The sequence below is a fragment of the Cellulomonas sp. PhB150 genome (genome assembly GCF_003755175.1).
Lineage (GTDB): Bacteria > Actinomycetota > Actinomycetes > Actinomycetales > Cellulomonadaceae > Cellulomonas.
The window spans coordinates 418,265-435,458 of the sequence record NZ_RKHX01000003.1 but is presented as its reverse complement, the minus strand read 5'-3'; the positions used below and the strand labels follow the sequence as shown (position 1 = coordinate 435,458).

General features: G+C 74.7%; 14 protein-coding genes and 1 riboswitch. Of the genes, 9 read left to right on the top strand and 5 right to left on the bottom strand.

The features are described 5' to 3' along the window. Positions 1-20 precede the first annotated feature (20 nt). Positions 21-116, bottom strand: a riboswitch (SAM riboswitch). A gap of 215 nt (positions 117-331) precedes the next feature. The 3 genes from EDF34_RS12330 to EDF34_RS12320 form a co-directional block, all read right to left on the bottom strand. Then, positions 332-544, bottom strand: coding sequence for a hypothetical protein (locus tag EDF34_RS12330; RefSeq protein ID WP_123371769.1), 213 nt, complete (start codon positions 542-544; stop codon positions 332-334). Positions 545-646: 102 nt separating this feature from the next. Continuing rightward, positions 647-1,297 (bottom strand): DNA-3-methyladenine glycosylase I, encoded by a 651-nt coding sequence (locus tag EDF34_RS12325; RefSeq protein WP_123371768.1) that lies wholly within the window; start codon positions 1,295-1,297, stop codon positions 647-649. Between the two features lie 121 nt (positions 1,298-1,418). Then, positions 1,419-2,612 (bottom strand): TetR/AcrR family transcriptional regulator, encoded by a 1,194-nt coding sequence (locus EDF34_RS12320; RefSeq protein ID WP_123371767.1) that lies wholly within the window; start codon positions 2,610-2,612, stop codon positions 1,419-1,421. An 80-nt stretch (positions 2,613-2,692) separates the two neighbouring features. Between EDF34_RS12320 and EDF34_RS12315 the strand changes: the two genes are divergently transcribed. From EDF34_RS12315 to EDF34_RS12305, 3 genes are read left to right on the top strand one after another with little or no spacing between them, the layout of a single operon-like run. Continuing rightward, positions 2,693-3,601, top strand: coding sequence for an ATP-binding cassette domain-containing protein (locus EDF34_RS12315; protein WP_123371766.1), 909 nt, complete (start codon positions 2,693-2,695; stop codon positions 3,599-3,601). After that, the gene (locus EDF34_RS12310; protein ID WP_123371765.1) at positions 3,598-4,389 is read left to right on the top strand and encodes an ABC transporter permease; all 792 of its coding nucleotides are present in this window, start codon (positions 3,598-3,600) and stop codon (positions 4,387-4,389) included. The genes EDF34_RS12315 and EDF34_RS12310 overlap by 4 nt, the downstream gene beginning before the upstream one ends. Before the next feature lie 23 nt (positions 4,390-4,412). Beyond that, positions 4,413-5,255: a hypothetical protein gene (locus EDF34_RS12305; RefSeq protein ID WP_123371764.1), complete on the top strand. Its 843-nt coding sequence runs from the start codon at positions 4,413-4,415 to the stop codon at positions 5,253-5,255. 3 nt (positions 5,256-5,258) lie between these two features. On the opposite strand, the gene hrpA is transcribed toward EDF34_RS12305, so the two are convergent. After that, on the bottom strand, positions 5,259-9,515 hold the full coding sequence (gene hrpA / locus EDF34_RS12300) for an ATP-dependent RNA helicase HrpA (RefSeq protein WP_199737868.1): 4,257 nt from the start codon (positions 9,513-9,515) through the stop codon (positions 5,259-5,261). Positions 9,516-9,621: 106 nt separating this feature from the next. On the opposite strand from hrpA, the gene EDF34_RS12295 reads away from it, so the two are divergent. The 4 genes from EDF34_RS12295 (at position 9,622) to EDF34_RS12280 (ending at position 14,864) form a co-directional block, all read left to right on the top strand. Next, a complete protein-coding gene (locus EDF34_RS12295) occupies positions 9,622-10,107 on the top strand; it encodes an aminoacyl-tRNA deacylase (protein ID WP_123371933.1) in 486 nt (161 codons plus the stop codon). A 141-nt stretch (positions 10,108-10,248) separates the two neighbouring features. Beyond that, positions 10,249-10,587 carry an STAS domain-containing protein gene (locus EDF34_RS12290; RefSeq protein WP_233575361.1) on the top strand — a complete coding sequence of 113 codons (339 nt, stop codon included), beginning with the start codon at positions 10,249-10,251 and terminating at the stop codon, positions 10,585-10,587. 51 nt (positions 10,588-10,638) lie between these two features. Then, complete coding sequence (locus tag EDF34_RS12285) at positions 10,639-11,790, top strand: exonuclease SbcCD subunit D (protein WP_123371763.1); 1,152 nt, start codon at positions 10,639-10,641, stop codon at positions 11,788-11,790. Beyond that, positions 11,790-14,864: an AAA family ATPase gene (locus EDF34_RS12280; protein WP_123371762.1), complete on the top strand. Its 3,075-nt coding sequence runs from the start codon at positions 11,790-11,792 to the stop codon at positions 14,862-14,864. The genes EDF34_RS12285 and EDF34_RS12280 overlap by 1 nt, the downstream gene beginning before the upstream one ends. 9 nt (positions 14,865-14,873) lie before the next feature. Here the strand turns inward: EDF34_RS12280 and EDF34_RS12275 are convergent, their stop codons facing one another. Then, positions 14,874-15,290 carry a hypothetical protein gene (locus EDF34_RS12275; RefSeq protein ID WP_123371761.1) on the bottom strand — a complete coding sequence of 139 codons (417 nt, stop codon included), beginning with the start codon at positions 15,288-15,290 and terminating at the stop codon, positions 14,874-14,876. A 105-nt stretch (positions 15,291-15,395) separates the two neighbouring features. Between EDF34_RS12275 and EDF34_RS12270 the strand changes: the two genes are divergently transcribed. Continuing rightward, a complete protein-coding gene (locus EDF34_RS12270; RefSeq protein ID WP_233575360.1) occupies positions 15,396-16,436 on the top strand; it encodes a DUF1524 domain-containing protein in 1,041 nt (346 codons plus the stop codon). 61 nt (positions 16,437-16,497) lie between these two features. After that, complete coding sequence (locus EDF34_RS12265; RefSeq protein WP_233575359.1) at positions 16,498-17,193, top strand: DUF2993 domain-containing protein; 696 nt, start codon at positions 16,498-16,500, stop codon at positions 17,191-17,193. The last annotated feature ends 1 nt before the right edge of the window (position 17,194 follow it).

The window sequence follows — 17,194 nt, the reverse complement described above, 5'->3', positions numbered from 1 at the left end:
CGAGGTCTGCGACATGGTTCACTCCATCGGTCCTGGCGGAAGCACCCACACCCTCGTCGCGAAGGGGGTTGCTGCGGCGTCAATGAGCCAGGTCTCTCGGCCGCTCTGGATGGTTGGCTGAAGATTAGCCACGCTCTCGCATCGTGGGCAAGGTTTCCCAGTCAGTGAGACGACGGAGTCCGCACCACGGCTGCTGGCAACGCAAGAGCCGATCCGACGCGCTTGTGCTCAGCGTTGGTCGCGCCTGGCGGCAGGAACGCTGAACGCAGCGGTGCCGGGACCAGCCGGACGCGAGCGGGGCGGGCCGGGCTGGGGGGCCGGCCTCTGCGGATCAGCCGCGGCGGCGGGGCGGCGTGAAGGGCTGGGGGCGCTGGCGCTGCGACGGGACGTCGAACCACGAGCTCGGCGCGGGCGCAGGGACGGACATCAGGCCGTCCTGGACCGCCGCGAGGATGGACGCGTCCGGGGCGGCCGATCCGACCAGCGCCTCGCGTGCGGCACGTGCGGCGTCGTCGCCGGGCTCGCTGCGGGGCAGATCGGTCATGCGCGGCAGAGTAGCCCGTTAGGGGGACGTGGCAGAACTCCGCACGGGCAACGTCACCCGCCAGGAGCAACGCGCGGCAGCCACCTGCACCGGGTGCGGCGGTCAGGCGGTGGTGGGCGTGCGCGCGAGGACGACGGGGCACCCTGCGAGGTGGTCGTCGACGACGCCGCAGGCCTGCATCGCGGCGTAGGCCGTGGTCGGGCCGACGAACCGGAAACCGCGGGCCTTGAGCTCCTTGGCGAGTGCCTTCGACTCGGGTGTCGTCGCCGCCAGGCCGGCCCACGTGGACGGGCGGACCCAGTCGGAGCGGTCGGGTGCGAACGACCACAGGATCTGGTCGAGCGTGCCGCCGGCTGCGTGCAGGTCCCGCAGGGCGCGGGCGTTGGCGATCGCGGCGTCGATCTTGGCGCGGTTGCGGACGATCGACGCGTCGGCCATGAGGCGGGCCACGTCGGTGTCGTCGTACTCAGCCACGACCTCGGGGTCGAAGTCGGCGAACGCCTCGCGGAACGCGGGGCGCTTGCGCAGGACGGTGATCCAGGCGAGGCCGGACTGGAACGCCTCGAGGGTGAACCGCTCGTACAGGGCGTGCTCGCCGTGCACCGGCACGCCCCACTCCTCGTCGTGGTAGCGCTCGTACAGCGGGTTGCCGTCGCCGAAGCAGCGCCGGGCGGTGAGGGTGCTGGCGGGGGCGGCGGCAGGATCCACGGAGGTGGTCCCCGCGGCGGCGTTGCCCAGGGCGACATCGGTCATGGGGTGAGTCTGCCGCTGCGCTCCGACATCGGGGCAGGGTTCCGGGGCGAATTGTGGACGCGGGCGCCCGGCCCCGGGGCTGTGGTCGGCTCGAGGCTCAGGCGGGCCGTGGGGTCCGGGCTCAGGCGCGGGCGATCATCGCCTCGATCCCGTCGAGGATCACCCGCGTCCCGAACGGCAGCGCGCCCTCGTCGGGCGCGGCGAACGCCCCCGCGCGCGCGGCGGCCACGAGGGCGGGGTGCGTCTGCTCGTCGGCGAGCAGCAGGACGAGCTCGTCGGGCGACGCGGCGAGGTCCTCCTCCACCAGCTCGGTGCGCCGGGCAGCGATCGCCGACGCGACGCGCGCCTCGTCGAGCATGTGCGCGGCGAGCGTGCCGGTGACGGCGAGCCGGTCCGCCGGGGACAGCGGCGTGTCGTCGAGCGCCGCGAGCATCGCCTCCATCCAGGCGAGCCGGTTGGGGCCGAGCGCGTGCAGCACGGACGTGGTCTGCGCGAGCCAGGGGTGCGCCGCGATGACCGGGCGCTGCTCGCCGAGCAGCACCTCGAGCCGCGCCCTCCAGTCCCCCACCTTGGGACCCACGAGCGGCGGCCGCCCGCCCGCACGGTCGGACATCAGCGCGAGCACCTCGTCCTTCGACGACACGTACCGGTAGAGCGACATCGTCGTGAAGCCGAGCGACTCGGCGAGCCGCGCCATCGAGACGCTGGCGATCCCCTCGGTGTCCGCCAGCGCGATGCCGGCGTCGGCGATCTGCTCGACGGTCAGGCCCGGTCGCCGCCCGCGTCGGCCCGGCGCCGGTGCCCGCCACAGCACCGCGAGGTCGCGTGGGAGCCCGGCGAGGTCCGGGCCCGGTCCGTCGCCGGCCCGCTCGGCCTCCGCGCGCGCCTTCTCCGCCTCGCGCGCGGCCCGCTGCTGCGCCAGTGCTGCGGCGCGCTCGGCCTTCGCCGCGTCGCGCAGTGCCCTGCCCGCCTCGCGGGCGGCGTCGCGGGCTGCCCGCTCGCGCTCGCGCTGCGCGTTCTGGTCCGCCTTGGCCCGGTCGCGCTCGGTCCGCTCCTGGTCGCGCCGGGCGGCGTCGGCCGCCTTCGCCGCGTCCTGCTCGCGCTCGTCCTCCGACCGCCGCGCCTGCTCGGCGTCCTTCGCGCGGGTGCGGTCGATCTTCTCGGCGTCGCGTCGAGCCCGCTCGGCCTCCTTCTGCGCCGCCCGCTCGTCGCGCTCGCGGTCGCGTCGCAACGCGTCGGCCTCGCGGCGTGCGTCCTCGGCCTCGCGCTGCTCGCGCGCCTCGGCGCTGGGGTCCAGCTCGTCGTGCTCGGTCACAGCAACCTCCTTGACGTCCGATCCTATAAGTGTGTATGACATACACACACAGTTTACGACGTACGCAGAAAGGAACCACGATGACCGCTCCGATCATCGCCGTGCAGGGGCTGCGCAAGTCCTACGGTGACGTGACCGTCCTCGACGGCGTCGACCTCGAGGTCGCACGCGGCGAGGTGCTCGCCCTGCTCGGCCCCAACGGCGCCGGCAAGACGACGACGGTCCGCATCCTGTCCACGCTGCTCCGCCCCGACGCGGGCACGGTGACCGTCGCCGGCTACGACGTCGTCCGCAGCCCGGGCCGCGTCCGGGCCGCGATCAGCCTCACGGGGCAGTTCGCGGCGGTCGACGAGCTGCTCACGGGCGAGGAGAACCTGCGCCTCATGGCCCGGCTGTCGCACCTGGGCCGCACCGAGGCGCGAACCCGCCCCGCGGCGCTGCTCGAGCTGTTCGACCTCACCGACGCGGCACGCCGTCCGGTCAAGACGTACTCGGGCGGCATGCGACGCCGGCTGGACCTCGCGGCGAGCCTGCTCAGCCGCCCGCAGGTGCTCGTCCTCGACGAGCCGACGACGGGTCTCGACCCCCGCAGCCGCAACGACCTGTGGACCGTCATCGGCGACGCCGTCCGGGCGGGCACGACCGTGCTGCTCACGACGCAGTACCTCGAGGAGGCCGACCAGCTCGCCGACCGGGTCGCGGTGATCGACCACGGCCGCGTCATCGCCAGCGGGACGGCGGCCGAGCTCAAGGGCCAGGTCGGCGCCGCGCACGTCGAGCTGACGACGCCCACGGGGATCGAGCGCATCGAGACCGACGGCTCGGTCGGCGACGTGCACCGCATCCTCGGCGACGTCGAGCGCCGCGGCCTGCCCGTCGAGAGCTGGGCCGTGCGCACCCCGACCCTCGACGACGTCTTCCTCACCCTGACCGGCCAGCCCGCCGATGCCGCCACCACCGAGGCCCGAGAGCTCCAGGAGACCCGATGACCACCCTCGACCTGACCCCCCGCGTCGACCAGTCGCCCACGGGGAGCCTCGGCGACACGCTCGCACTCGTCGGCCGGTGCCTGCGCCGGTCCACCCGCCAGCTCGACACCCTGCTGCTCGCGGTCATGCTCCCCGTGATGCTGCTGCTGATGTTCGTGTACGTGTTCGGCGGGGCCATCCAGTCGGGCATGGACTACGTCGACTTCGTCGTCCCTGGCATCCTGCTGCTCACCGCCGGCTACGGCGCCTCGACGACGGCTGTGGACGTGGCGAGCGACATCACCGCCGGGATCATGGACCGGTTCCGGTCGATGCCGATCCGCGCGACGGGCGTGATGACGGGCCACGTGGCGGCGAGCATGGCGCGCAACGCCGTCTCCACCGCGCTCGTGGTCGGCATCGCACTGCTCATCGGCTTCGACGCGAAGGCCTCGGTGCTCGACTGGTGCGCGGCGATCGGCCTCATCGCCCTGTACGTCGCCGCGCTGACCTGGATCGCGGTCGCCATCGGCGTCGTCGCGTCCGGTCCGGAGGCGGCGAGCGGGTTCTCGTTCGCCATCCTGTTCCTCCCCTACGTCTCCAGCGCGTTCGTCCCGGTCGAGTCCATGCCGTCGGTCCTCTCGTCGATCGCCGCGTGGAACCCGGTGACGCCCGTCGCGGACACCCTGCGCGGGCTGCTGCTGGGCACCCCCGTGGGCTCGTCGGCCGCCCAGGCGGTCGCCTGGTGCGTGGGCCTGCTGCTCGTCGGCTGGGTCGCGTCGAGCGTGCTGTTCCGGCGGCAGCGGTGAGGCGCGCGGGGTAGGAAGGAGGGGTGAGCACACCAGAGCCGAACCCGACCGCGTCCCGCCGCACCTGGGCCTGGGTGATCGTGGCGTGCGTCGTCGTGGTGGCGGTCGTCGTCGCGGTGATCGTCGCGACGAGGCCCGACGACGACGACGCGGCGGCGCCGCAGCCGACGACGAGCACGACGAGCACGACGAGCACCCCGGCTGCGACGCCGTCGGACACACCGACCGCGACCACCACCACGACCGCTGCCCCCGCGGGCTGCGCCGCGACGGACGACACCACGCCGGAGGACGCCGGTGTCGCCGAGGTCGCGGACGTGGACGGCGACGGCCGCGAGGACCAGGGGTGGATCACCGGCGGCGCCGACCGGCGGTTCGGGATCACGACCGCGTCCGGCGCGACGTTCTCCGCCGCGATCGACAGCGCGAGCCCGGAGCCGGCGTCGGCGGTCGTGCAGGTCGTCCAGACGGACGAGGTGCCGATCGCGCTCGTCGACCTAGGCCGTGAGGCGCTGCTCTTCTCGCTGTCGGGGTGCGCGGTGACGCCGGTGCAGAACGCGCAGGGCGAGCCGTACACGTTCGACCGCGGGTTCGGCGACGCCGGTACGGGTGTGGGCTGCACGTCGGACGGCGGGGTCCTGCGGCTGGCCGGGCTGAACGCGGTGTCGGCCGACGACGGCGCGACGTTCGACGTCACGCGGACGTTCGTGGACCTGTCCGCCGACGGGAGGACGGCGACGAACGGCGATGCCGAGCAGGTCGCGACCGGCGCCGCGAAGGACGACCCCGTGGTGACCACGGCGCAGGAGGTCAGCTGCGGGGACCTCGTGGCCGGCGAGGACGGGCCGAGCGAGCCGCGGTCCTGACGATCAGAGCGCGGCGATCGCCTTGCGGATACGCGTCGGCGAGACCGGGACCGGCGTGCCGAGCTGCTGGGCGAACAGGCTGACGCGCAGCTCCTCGAGCAGCCAGCGGACCTCGTCGACCTTCTCCGGGTCGGCACCCGGCCGGACGTTCTCCAGCTGCTCGGCCGCGTCGCGCACCTGCCAGCCGAGGTCGGCGTCGCGCTGCGGGTTGTCCGCGGCCTTGGACAGCCGGTACTGCGCCGCGCGCAGGTAGCGGGTCAGCTGCGGCAGGCGGGCCGCTCCCGTGGCCGCGACGAACCCGTCGTGCACGAGCCGGTTCGCCTGCGCTCGCACGTCCTGGGCGGTGGCCAGCAGGGCCAGGCTCGTCGCGCCGCGCAGGTCGACGTCGAGCTCGCGCCACGCGGTCAGCACGGTGACGAGGGCGCCGACCACCTGGTGCACCGCGTCCTCGAGCCCGTCGCGGACCCTCGCGCGCAGGGCGGCGTACGCCTCGGCGTCGCGGACGACCGTCGGGCCGACGAGGGCGTCGATCGCCGCGAGCTGCACGTCGGTGACCAGCGCCGCGGTGCTCGGGTAGGGGCTCGCCGCGAGCGTGAGGGCCTGCGTGCCGGTCCAGCGGGACGTGATGCGGGCCGCCGGGAGGCCGACGTCGAGCAGCAGCAGCCGGCGCAGGCCGGCGCGTGCGGCGGCCGGCACGGCGGACTCGTCGGCCAGCGCGCGCACCGCGACGGACCGGTCGGGCTCCTCGACGAGCGTCGGGTACGCCCGCACGACGACCCCACCGGAGCCGGTCGCCTCGAGGACCTCGGGCAGCGCGGGCAGGTCGGCGGGCCAGGTCGTGAGCCCGGTACGCACGAGGTCGAGCGCGGGCGCCGCGCCGGCCGCCGGCGCGGATGGTGAAGCCTTCGGCCCGCTCAGGGGGACGAGTGCTTCACGAACCGCCGACGAGGGCAACGAGGGCTGGACGGCCGCGCGGGCCTCGGCCATCGCCGCCTGGACCGCCGTGCGCACCGCGTCGTCCACCGCGCGCTGCGCCCGGGACGCGAGCCGGTCCTGCAGCACCGCGAGCTCCTTGCCCTCGTCGATCACCCCGCCCTTGTCCCCCACGACGCGGAACGTCATGCGCAGGTGGCTCGGCAGGCGGTCGTCGCCGAAGTCGTCGTCGGCGACCTCCACGTCCCGCAGCGCGCGGACGGCGGAGGCGAACGCGTCGTGGAACGAGGGCGCGGAGTCGCCGGCGCGCACGGTGTCGGTCCAGGCGGCCATGTTCGTCCGCATCCAGGCGGCTACCTGGCGCGCGACGTCCGGGGCCGGCACCAGCTGCACGCGCACGGGCTTGGGCAGCGCGCGGATCGTCGCGGTGACGAGCTCGTCGAGCAGCCCCGGCACCATCCAGCCGAAGCCGTCGGGCTGCACGCGCGTGAGCTGGCCGATGGGCACGTGCACGGTCACGCCGTCCGCCTCGGTGCCGGGCTGGAACTGGTAGGTCAGGGGGAGCGACAGGTCGCCCTGCGGCCAGCGCGAGGGGAACGCCGACTCGTCGATCTGGTCCGCGTCGGACGCCACGAGCAGCTCACGGCTGAACGACAGCAGGTCCGGCGTGGCGCGCCGGGCGGTCTTCCACCACTGGTCGAAGTGGCGCGCGGAGACGACGTCGTCGGGCACCCGCTCGTCGTAGAAGTCGAACAGCACGTCGTCGTCCACCAGCAGGTCACGGCGGCGGGCGCGAGCCTCGAGCGCCTCGGCCTCGGCGAGCAGGCGGCGGTTCTCGTGGAAGAACTGGTGGTGGGTGGTCCACTCGCCCTGGACGAGCGCGTGCCGGACGAACAGCTCGCGTGCCTGCGCCGGGTCGACCTTGGCGAACAGCACGCGGCGCTGCGCGACGATCGGCACGCCGTACAGCAGCACCTTCTCGAACGCGGTGGCGGCACCCTGCTTCGTCGACCAGGCCGGCTCGGAGTACGTGCGCCTGACCAGGTGCGCGCCGACCTCCTCGGCCCACTCGGGCTGGATGCGCGCGGCGTCGCGCCCCCACAGGCGCGAGGTCTCGACGAGCTCGGCGGCCATCACCCAGGCGGGGGGCTTGCGGGACAGGCCGGAGCCGGGGAACAGCGCGAACCGCGCACCGCGCGCGCCGAGGTACTCGTTGCGCGGTCGCCGCCCGCCGCGCGCGTCGGGCTTCTTGCCGCGGGTGGAGACCTCGGTGGCCTCCTGCATCCCGATGTGCGACAGGAGCCCGGCCAGGATCGCGATGTGGATGCGGTCGCCGTCCCAGCTGAGCGCGAACTGGCCCGTGCGCACGGTCTCGTCGACCTCGCCCTCCGGCTCGTCCTTCGGGCGGGGGGCGCCGACGACGATGTCGAGCGGCTTGGCGAGCTCGCGCAGCTGCGTGACCACGTCCTGCCACTCGCGGATCCGCAGGTAGTTGAGGTGCTCCGCGCGGCACATCCGGCGGAATGCCGAGCCGGACAGGTCGCGCTGCTGGTCGCGCAGGTAGTGCCACAGGTTGAGGTAGGACAGCAGGTCGGACGTGGGGTCGGCGAATCGCGCGTGCATCTGGTCGGCGCGCTCGCGCTCCTCGGCCGGGCGCTCGCGGGGGTCCTGGATGGACAGCGCGGCGGCGATGATCATGACCTCGCGCGCCACGCCGCGGTGGCCGCCCTCGACGATCATCCGAGCCAGGCGGGGGTCCATCGGGAGCTGGGCCAGCGCGCGGCCGGTGGTGGTCAGGCGCGTGGCGCCGTCGCGGTGCTCGAGCGCGCCGAGCTCGGTGAGGAGCTGGACGCCGTCGCGCACCGAGCGGTCGTCGGGCGGGTCGACGAACGGGAAGTCGTTGACGTCCTCGGGGGTCGTCGCGACACCCACCGCGATCATCTGCAGGATGACCGACGCGAGTGATGTACGGAGGATCTCCGGCTCGGTGTACAACGGCCGGGACGCGAAGTCCTCCTCGGAGTACAGCCGGATCGCGATGCCGTCCGCGACGCGGCCGCAGCGGCCCGAGCGCTGGTTCGCCGACGCCTGGCTGATGGGCTCGATCGGCAGCCGCTGCACCTTCGTGGCCTTGGACCACCGGCTGATCCGCGCGGTGCCGGGGTCGATCACGTAGCGGATGCCGGGCACCGTGAGGGACGTCTCGGCGACGTTGGTCGACAGGACGATCCGTCGGTGCTGGTGGCGCTCGAACACGCGGTGCTGCTCCGCCGCGGACAGCCGGCTGTACAGCGGGAGCAGCTCGACGTGCTGAGGGTGGCGCGGGTCGGTGACCCGCGGGCCGAGCGAGCCGCGCAGCGCGTCCTCGGCGTCGCGGATCTCCCGCTCGCCCGAGAAGAACACCAGGATGTCGCCCGGGCCCTCGACCATGAGCTCGTCGACGGCCTCGATCAGCGCGGTCGGCAGGTCGCGGTCCTTGGCGCCCTTGACGGGCGCGCCGTCGGTGCCGAGCTCGTCGGGCGACAGGGGCCGGTACCGCACCTCGACCGGGTACGTGCGGCCGCTGACCTCGACGACCGGCGCGGGGACGCCGTCCGCGTCGGCGAAGTGCGCGGCGAAGCGCGCCGAGTCGATGGTGGCCGAGGTGATGACGACCTTGAGGTCCGGCCGGCGCGGCAGCAACCGCGTGAGGTAGCCGAGGATGAAGTCGATGTTCAGCGAGCGCTCATGCGCCTCGTCGATGATCAGCGTGTCGTAGGACCACAGCATCGGGTCGCGCTGGATCTGGGCGAGCAGGATGCCGTCCGTCATCACCTTGACGAGGGTCGACTCCGACGACTGGTCCGTGAACCGGACCTGGTAGCCGACGATCTCGCCGAGCGTGGTGCCGACCTCCTCGGCGATCCGCTCGGCGACGCTGCGCGCCGCGATGCGCCGGGGCTGGGTGTGGCCGATCTGGCCGGCCCTGCCGCGGCCCAGCTCCAGGGCGATCTTCGGCAGCTGGGTGGTCTTGCCCGAGCCCGTCTCGCCCGCGACGACGACGACCTGGTGGTCGCGGATCGCCGCGGCGATCTCGTCGCGCCGGGCGCTGACGGGCAGCTGCTCCGGGAAGCTCAGCGGCGGCAGGACGACGGCCGCACGGCGCTCGGCGTCCCGCGCGCGGCGGGCGGCACGGCGCTGCTCGTCGGCCTCGCCCGCCCCCGTGCCCCCGCGCGGGCGGCGGGCGCCCGTCGTCGGCGCGCCCTCTCGTCGGGCGGCTCCGCCCCGACCGCGACCGCGGCGGCCGCGCGAGGCGGGGGACGCCGGGCTCGGCGGGGTGGTGGTCACGATCCACGATTCTCCCAGGCCCGGCGGCCTGCACGCGCCTTGAAATGTCGGCGGCCCACGGGCGGCACGTCGGTCATCCGCCCGGCACGGGTCGTACGGTGATCCGGTGGAGACCACGGAGGGTGAGCAGCGCGCGGTGGCGGCGCTGGACGCGAGCGGACTGGCCTACCAGCTGACCCGGCACGGGCGGGTGGGGTCGTTGGCCGAGGCCGCCGCAGCGCGCGGCGTGGAGCCGGCCCGGATCGTCAAGACGATCGTGGTGCGGCGCGGCGAGGGCGACTACGTGTTCGTCCTGGTGCCGGGCGACCGCACGATCAGCTGGCCCAAGCTGCGCGAGCTCCTCGACGTCAACCGGATCTCGATGCCGGACGCCGCGGTCGCCCGCGACGTCACCGGGTACGAGCGCGGCACGATCACGCCGTTCGGGTCGCTGCAGCCGTGGCCGGTGGTCGCGGACGCGCGCGTGCCGGGCGGGTACGTGTCGATCGGAGCGGGCGCGCACGGTGTCGCGGCCGGCCTCGACGGGTCCGCGCTGGTGCGTGCGCTCGGGGCGACGGTCGCCGACGTGACCGACCCCGAGAGCCCCGCGTGAGGCACGCCACGCCGGGAACGTCCGGTACGCCCGGCCCGTTGGTCCTCTCGAGTGGCGCTCGGTGGCGACCGGCGTACGGTCTTGTCGCCGAGCCGAGAACGTGACCGGCAGACGAGCGGCACACGACGACGAGGGGCGCACGTGATCGACCTGGCAGAAGCGGGCAGCATCCGCATCGAGGCGGGCCCGGAGACGACTGTCGTGCGCCTGGTCGGGGAGATCGACGCTGCGCTGCGGGCGCAGGCGAGCGAGTCCATGGCGCTGGCCCTGACGGCGGACGCGCCCGTGCTCATCGAGGCGACCGAGGCGACGTTCATCGACTCCTCGGGCATCGCCTTCGTCATGCAGCTGCACCATGCCGCGACCGAGGCGGGCATCGACGTCGCGCTGCGTGACCCGAGCCGCGTGCTGCGCGAGGTGCTCGAGATCATCGGCTACTCCGACCAGCTCCGGGACGCCGACGGCGTACCCGCGCAGTAGGCCGCGGCCTGCCTTCGAGGTCGTGTCGGACCCCCGGGATACGGTCCGGGCATGCGGTTCTTGCACACCTCCGACTGGCACCTGGGCCGGACGCTGCACGGGGTCGACCTCCTCGACCACCAGGCGGCGTACCTCGCGCACCTGGTCGACGTGGTGCGCTCCGAGCAGGTCGACGCGGTGGTCGTCGCGGGTGACGTGTACGACCGCGCGATCCCGCCCGTCGAGGCCGTGACGCTCCTGTCCGAGACGCTCGCGCAGCTGTCCGAGCACGCGACCGTCGTGGTGACGTCCGGCAACCACGACTCCGCGACGCGGCTGGGGTTCGGCTCCGCGCTGATGCGCGACCGGGTCCGGCTGCGCACCCGGGTGGCGGGGCTTGCCGAGCCCGTCGAGCTCCCCGACGGCGTGCTCGTCTACGGGATCCCGTACCTGGACCCGGACTCGGTGCGGCACGCGCTCGCGGACGACGAGGGCACGGTGCCCGCGCGCTCGCACGAGGCCGTGACCGTCGCCGCGATGAACCGTGTCCGCGCCGATCTCGCCGCTCGCCCGGGCCGCCACCGGGCGGTCGTGGCGGCACACGCGTTCGTCATCGGGGGCGAGGCCTCCGAGTCCGAGCGGGACATCCGCGTCGGCGGCGTCGACCACGTGCCCGCCGGCGTGTTCGCGGGCGCGGAGTACGTGGCGCTCGGGCACCTGCACGGGCCGCAGCGCGTCTCGGGGCCGGACGGCGCGACGGTGCGGTACTCGGGCTCGCCCCTGGCCTACTCCTTCTCCGAGCAGCACCACGCGAAGTCCTCGGTCCTCGTGGACCTGGCGGACGGCGGGGTGCGCACCGAGCTCGTCGCGGCGCCCGTGCCCCGTCGCCTCGCGGACGTCACGGGCACGCTCGAGGAGCTGCTCGGCGCGGCGGGCGAGCCGCACGTCGACGCCTGGACGCGGGTGACCGTCACGGACGCGCACCGGCCGGCGGACCTGTACCGCCGCGTGCGTGACCGGTTCCCGCACGCGCTCGTGGTCCAGCACCGGTCGTCGTCCGACGCGGTCGCCGCGCGTGCCGTCGCCGTGACGGCCGCGCACGACCCGGTCGCCGTCGGGGCGGACTTCGTCCAGCACGTCACGGGTCACGCGCCCACGGTCGACGAGCTCGCGGTGCTGCGCGCCGCGTACGAGCACGTCGCCGCGGCGGAGCGGAGCGCCTGATGCACCTGCGCACCATGACCCTGCAGGCCATCGGCCCGATCGCGGGCGAGCACACGGTCGACTTCGAGGCCGTGTCCGCCTCCGGGCTGTTCCTGCTCGACGGCCCGACGGGCTCCGGGAAGTCGACGCTGATCGACGCGGTCGTCTTCGCGCTGTACGGCAAGGTCGCGTCCGCCGAGGCGAGCGACGACCGGCTGCGCTCGGCGTACGCGGCCGAGGACGTCGAGAGCTTCGTCGACCTCACGTTCGAGGTCGGGTCGGGGACCTACCGGGTGCGGCGCACGCCCGCGTACGACCGGCCGAAGAAGCGCGGCGCGGGGACGGTCAAGCAGCAGGCGTCGGTCCGCATGTGGCGCGTCCAGCCCGACGACCCGACGGGCGCGATCCCCGGCAGCGAGCCGATCACCCGGCTCGACGAGGCGGGGCTCGAGATCGAGCGGGTCGTCGGCCTCTCGCGCACCCAGTTCGTGCAGACGATCGTGCTGCCGCAGGGCGAGTTCGCGCGGTTCCTGCGCGCCAACCCCGAGGACCGCCGCGGGCTGCTGCAGAAGATCTTCGGCACCGAGGTGTACGAGCGGATGCAGCAGCGGCTCGCGGAGATGCGCGCCGAGGCGAACCGCGAGATCGAGGCCGCACGCTCCGCGCTGGGCACGGCCGCCGCGCACCTGATCGGCGCGGCGCGCCTCGGCGAGGACGACGCTCTGGCCGTGCGGGCCTCGGTCGAGGCGGCCGGCGCCTCCGCGGGGATCGACGAGGTCACGGCGCTCGTGGGCGCGCACGCGGTCGCGCTGGGTGCGGCTGCCGAGGGTGCTGTGACGACGGCCGCGGCGGCCGAGCTCGCGCGGGCCGGTGCCGGCGTGGCACTGGACGACGCCGTCCGCACCGAGCGGCTCATCGCCCGCCGGACGCGGCTGCTCGCCGACCAGGCAGCCCTCGACGCCGCGCTCTCCCAGCACGCCGAGGCGGTGCTCGTGCTCGAGCGGGCGCGGGCCGCCGCAGCCGTGCGCCCCCTGCTCGAGGGCGCCGACCGCGCGCTCGCCGATGTCGCGACGGCGCGCAAGACCGTCGTGGCCGCGCTCGACGCCGCGCCGCCCGCGCTCGCCGCCGTTGTGACCGGGGGCAGTGACGGCACGGACCACCCGGGTGACGTCGACCCCGCCGTCCTCGGACCGCTGCGCGACGTCCGCGAGGACGCGGTGCGCGACGCCGCGGCCCTCACCAGGGTCGTCAGCCTCGAGGCCGAGCTCAACGACAAGCGCCGGGCCGTGCGGGACGCACGCGACCTGGTCGAGACGCTGCGCGACGAGATCGCGGCCGACGACCGGTGGCTCGCCGCTCGCCCGGCCCTGAGTGCGACGCTCGCGGAGCAGTCCGCGGCCGCGGAGGCGCTGGCCGCACGGGTGCCGGAGCACTCCGCGACCCTGGCCGCGCTCGAGTCGTCGGCATCCGCCCACCTCGCCCTCGCCGCCTCCCGGAGCGAGCTCGCGGCAGCCGCCGAGGGTCAGGGCGCCGCAGCCACGGCGGCGGCCGCCACGGTCGCGCACGAGGCCGCGCTGCGCACCGCGCGGATCGCCGGGCTGGCCGGCGAGCTCGCGACCGCGCTCCGGGACGGCGAGTCGTGCCCGGTCTGCGGCTCGGGAGACCACCCCGCCAAGGCTTCGCTCGCCCCCGACCACGTGTCCGCTGCCGACGTCGCGGCGGCCGAGCGTCAGCGCTCGGCCGCGGAGGAGGCGCTCGGCCAGGCGCGCGACCTGCACGGCAGGCTGGCCGAGCGGGTCGCCGTGGCGCAGGACGCGCTCTCCGGGTCGACCCCCGAGCAGGTCGCCGCCGACCTCGCGAGCACGCGCGACCTGCTCATGGCTGCCCGCGCGGCGGCCGCGGACGCCGAGCGGTTGACGGCCGAGTGCGTCGCCCACGACGAGGCGACCGCGGCCCGCCGAGCGGCCAGGCAGGAGACCGTGACCCGCCAGGCCGACGTCACGGGTCGCGTCGAGGTCCTGCAGCAGGCGCTCGGTGCCGACGAGGCCGAGGTCGCGCTCGCCAGCACCGGGTTCCCGACCGTCGTCGCGCGGCAGTCGGTGCTCCTCGCCCTGGTCGAGGCCGCGACCGAGCTGCTGGCGGCCATCACCGACCGCCAGGACGCGGAGCGGCACGCCGCGGACCGGCGCGCCGAGCTCGAGGGCGCCCTCGCGGAGCGTGACTTCGCCGACGCGGCCGCCGCACGTGCGGCGCTGCTCGGCCGCTCCGACCTCGCCGAGCTCGAGCGGGGGGTCACCGCGTACACCGCCGCCGTCGAGCGGGTGCGGGCCGACCTCGCCGAGGACGAGATCAATGCGCTCGCGCCCGACGCCGCGGTCGACCTGCCCGCCGCCCGCGAGGCCGAGCGCGTCGCCCGCGAGGCGGCGACCGCGGCCGAGGGGCACGCCCGGGTCGCGGTCGAGCGCGCCGCAGCCGCGCAGGACGCCGCCGACGACGTCCTCGAGGCCGCGCGCCGGCTCGCTTCCGCGTGGGCCGCCGGCGGACCGGTGACGCGGCTCGCGGGACTGGCCTCCGGCACCGGTGGCGACAACGGCAAGGGCCTGTCGCTCGCGACGTACGTGCTCGCGCGCCGGTTCGAGGACGTGGTCGCCGCCGCCAACGAGCGGCTGCTGGCGATGTCGGACGGTCGCTACGAGCTCACGCGTTCCGAGCAGAAGGAGGACGTCAGCTCGCGACGCACCGGCTTGTCGATGCGGGTCGTCGACCACCGCACGCAGCAGCAGCGGGACCCCCGGACGCTGTCGGGCGGCGAGAGCTTCTACGTCTCGCTGTGCCTCGCGCTCGGCATGGCGGACGTCGTCACGGCGGAGGCCGGCGGCATCGACCTGGGGACGCTGTTCGTCGACGAGGGCTTCGGCACGCTCGACGCGCACACGCTCGACCAGGTGCTGCTCGAGCTCGGCAAGCTGCGCGCCGGCGGCCGCGTGGTCGGTGTCGTGTCCCACGTGGACGCGCTCAAGCAGTCCATCGCCGACCGCATCGAGGTGCGGCCGCTGCCCGAGGGACCGAGCACCCTGCGCGTCCTGGCGTCGTGAGGCCGGCGGCTACCAGGACCACCCGCGGGACGTGAGCTCGACCTCCTCGCGGAACCGCTCGCCCGGGTCGCCGAGCGCGCACGGCAGCACCTCGACACCGGCCATCTGGCACGCCTCGGCGAGCAGCTGGTCGTACGCGAGCTGCGACGCGATGATCCGCTCCGCCCGCGCGTACAGGTGCGGGTCGAGCTCGAGGGCACGCACGTGGTCCGCGACGACGCTCAGCCGCTCCTGCACGCGCAGCGCGTCGAACGGGTCGGTCAGGGGCGGGTGCCGGTGGCGCAGCTGGTCTGCCAGCTCCTCCAGCCGGGCGGCGAGGGCCGTCCGCCATCGCGGCGGCTCGTCGGGCGACGGGATGCACATCACCGCCAGCCAGAACAGCACCCCCGGGAGGATGAGGACGAAGATCAGGAGAAGCCACGTCATCGGGCGTCCTTCGTCGTGCAGGTCTCGCCAGGCTAGGTCCGCACTGTGACGCACGCCAGGGGTGCGGGCCTCAGGACCGGGGTGATCCGCGCCGATGTGAGGGGGGTGAGGGCACTGACGAGGAGGCGCGTCGCCGCGGTCGGCGTCGTCGCAGTCTTCGCGGTCGCCGGCCTGACCGGGTGCGACGCGGCGGTGCAGACGCCGGGAGCCTCGTCGGTGACGAGCACGCCCGCTCCGGCCGCCACGGCGACCACGCCGGCACCAAGCCTCGTGCCGAGCCCGTCGCGTACGCCGGTCCCGTCGCCCACACCCGCCCCGTCCAGCACAGCCGGTACCGCGCTCGCCGCGGTCGAGGCCCTCGACGTCAAGGGCCGCGCGCCGCGCACGGGCTACGACCGCGACGAGTTCGGCCCGGCGTGGCAGGACGTCGACCGCAACGGCTGCGACACGCGCAACGACATCCTCGGGCGCGACCTCGTCGACGTCGCCTACAAGGCCCGGACGCGTGAGTGCGTCGTCGCCTCCGGCACGCTGCACGACCGCTACTCGGGCGACGACATCGACTTCGTCCGCGGCCAGGACACCTCCACCGCCGTCCAGATCGACCACGTCGTCGCGCTCTCGGACGCCTGGCAGAAGGGCGCGCAGCGCTGGGACGACGCGCGCCGCACGGCGTTCGCGAACGACCCGCTCAACCTGCTCGCCGCCGACGGCCCGCTCAACCAGTCCAAGGGCGACGGCGACGCCGCCACGTGGCTGCCGCCGAACAAGGCGTTCCGCTGCGAGTACGTCGCGCGGCAGGTCGCGGTGAAGCTCGACTACGACCTGTGGGTGACGGCAGCCGAGCATGACGCGATGGTTCGCGTGCTCTCGACGTGCCCGGCGCAGCAGCTGCCCACCTCGGACCCGGTGCCCGGGCCGGGCGGGGCGGATCTCGGCGCCTTGAAGGAACCGACCAAGTCGCCGACCAAGGCACCGACGAAGGCGCCGACGAAGAAGCCCGCGCCGCGCGACGCCGACGTGACGTACGCGAACTGCGCGGCGGCCTGGGCGGCCGGCGCCGCACCGGTGCACGAGGGCGACCCCGGCTACAGCCGCAAGCTCGACCGGGACGGCGACGGCGTGGGCTGCGAGTGGGCGCCCTGACCCGTCTCGCCTACGGTGGGCCGGTGACTCGGAACAGGACCAGCAGCCGGCGGTGGGACGCGTGAGCGCGCGGGGCGTGGTGATCGGCGTCGTCGTGGGCGTCGTCGTCCTCGGCGCGGGCGCGGTCGGCGCCGACCGGTGGGCGGCCGGCGAGACCCAGGACCGTGCGGTGGACGCGATCGAGCAGAACCTCGAAGGCGTCGTCGGCACCCCGTCGGTGGACGTCGGCAGCTTCCCGTTCCTCACCCAGGTGTGGGCAGGCTCGATCGATGACGTGACCGGCCACGTGCAGGGCGCCACGCTCGGCGGGCTCGATGCGACGGACGTCGACGTCGAGGCCACGGGCGTCTCCACGAGCGAGCCGTACACCGCCGACCACGCGACCATCTCCGCGACTCTGCCGACCGCGTCGATCGAGAAGGTCGTGGCCGACCGGTCGGGGCTCGACCTCAAGGTCACGCTGGTCGACGACAAGCTCAAGGTCTCCGGGACGGTCCTCGGGCTGACCCTCGCGGCGCAGATCGACCCGCGCGTCACCGAGGGCAAGCTCCTGGCCGACGTCGCCGAGCTCTCGCTCGGCGGGCTCAAGGTCGACCCGAGCGACATCCCCGGCGGCGGCGGTGCGCGGCTCGAGGGCATCGAGATCCCCGTCGAGGGGCTGCCGAAGGGCCTCGTCCTGACGGACGCGAAGGTCACGGACGACGGTCTGCGGATCACGGCCGAGGGCGACGACGTCGTCCTGACCGTCCAGAGCTGAC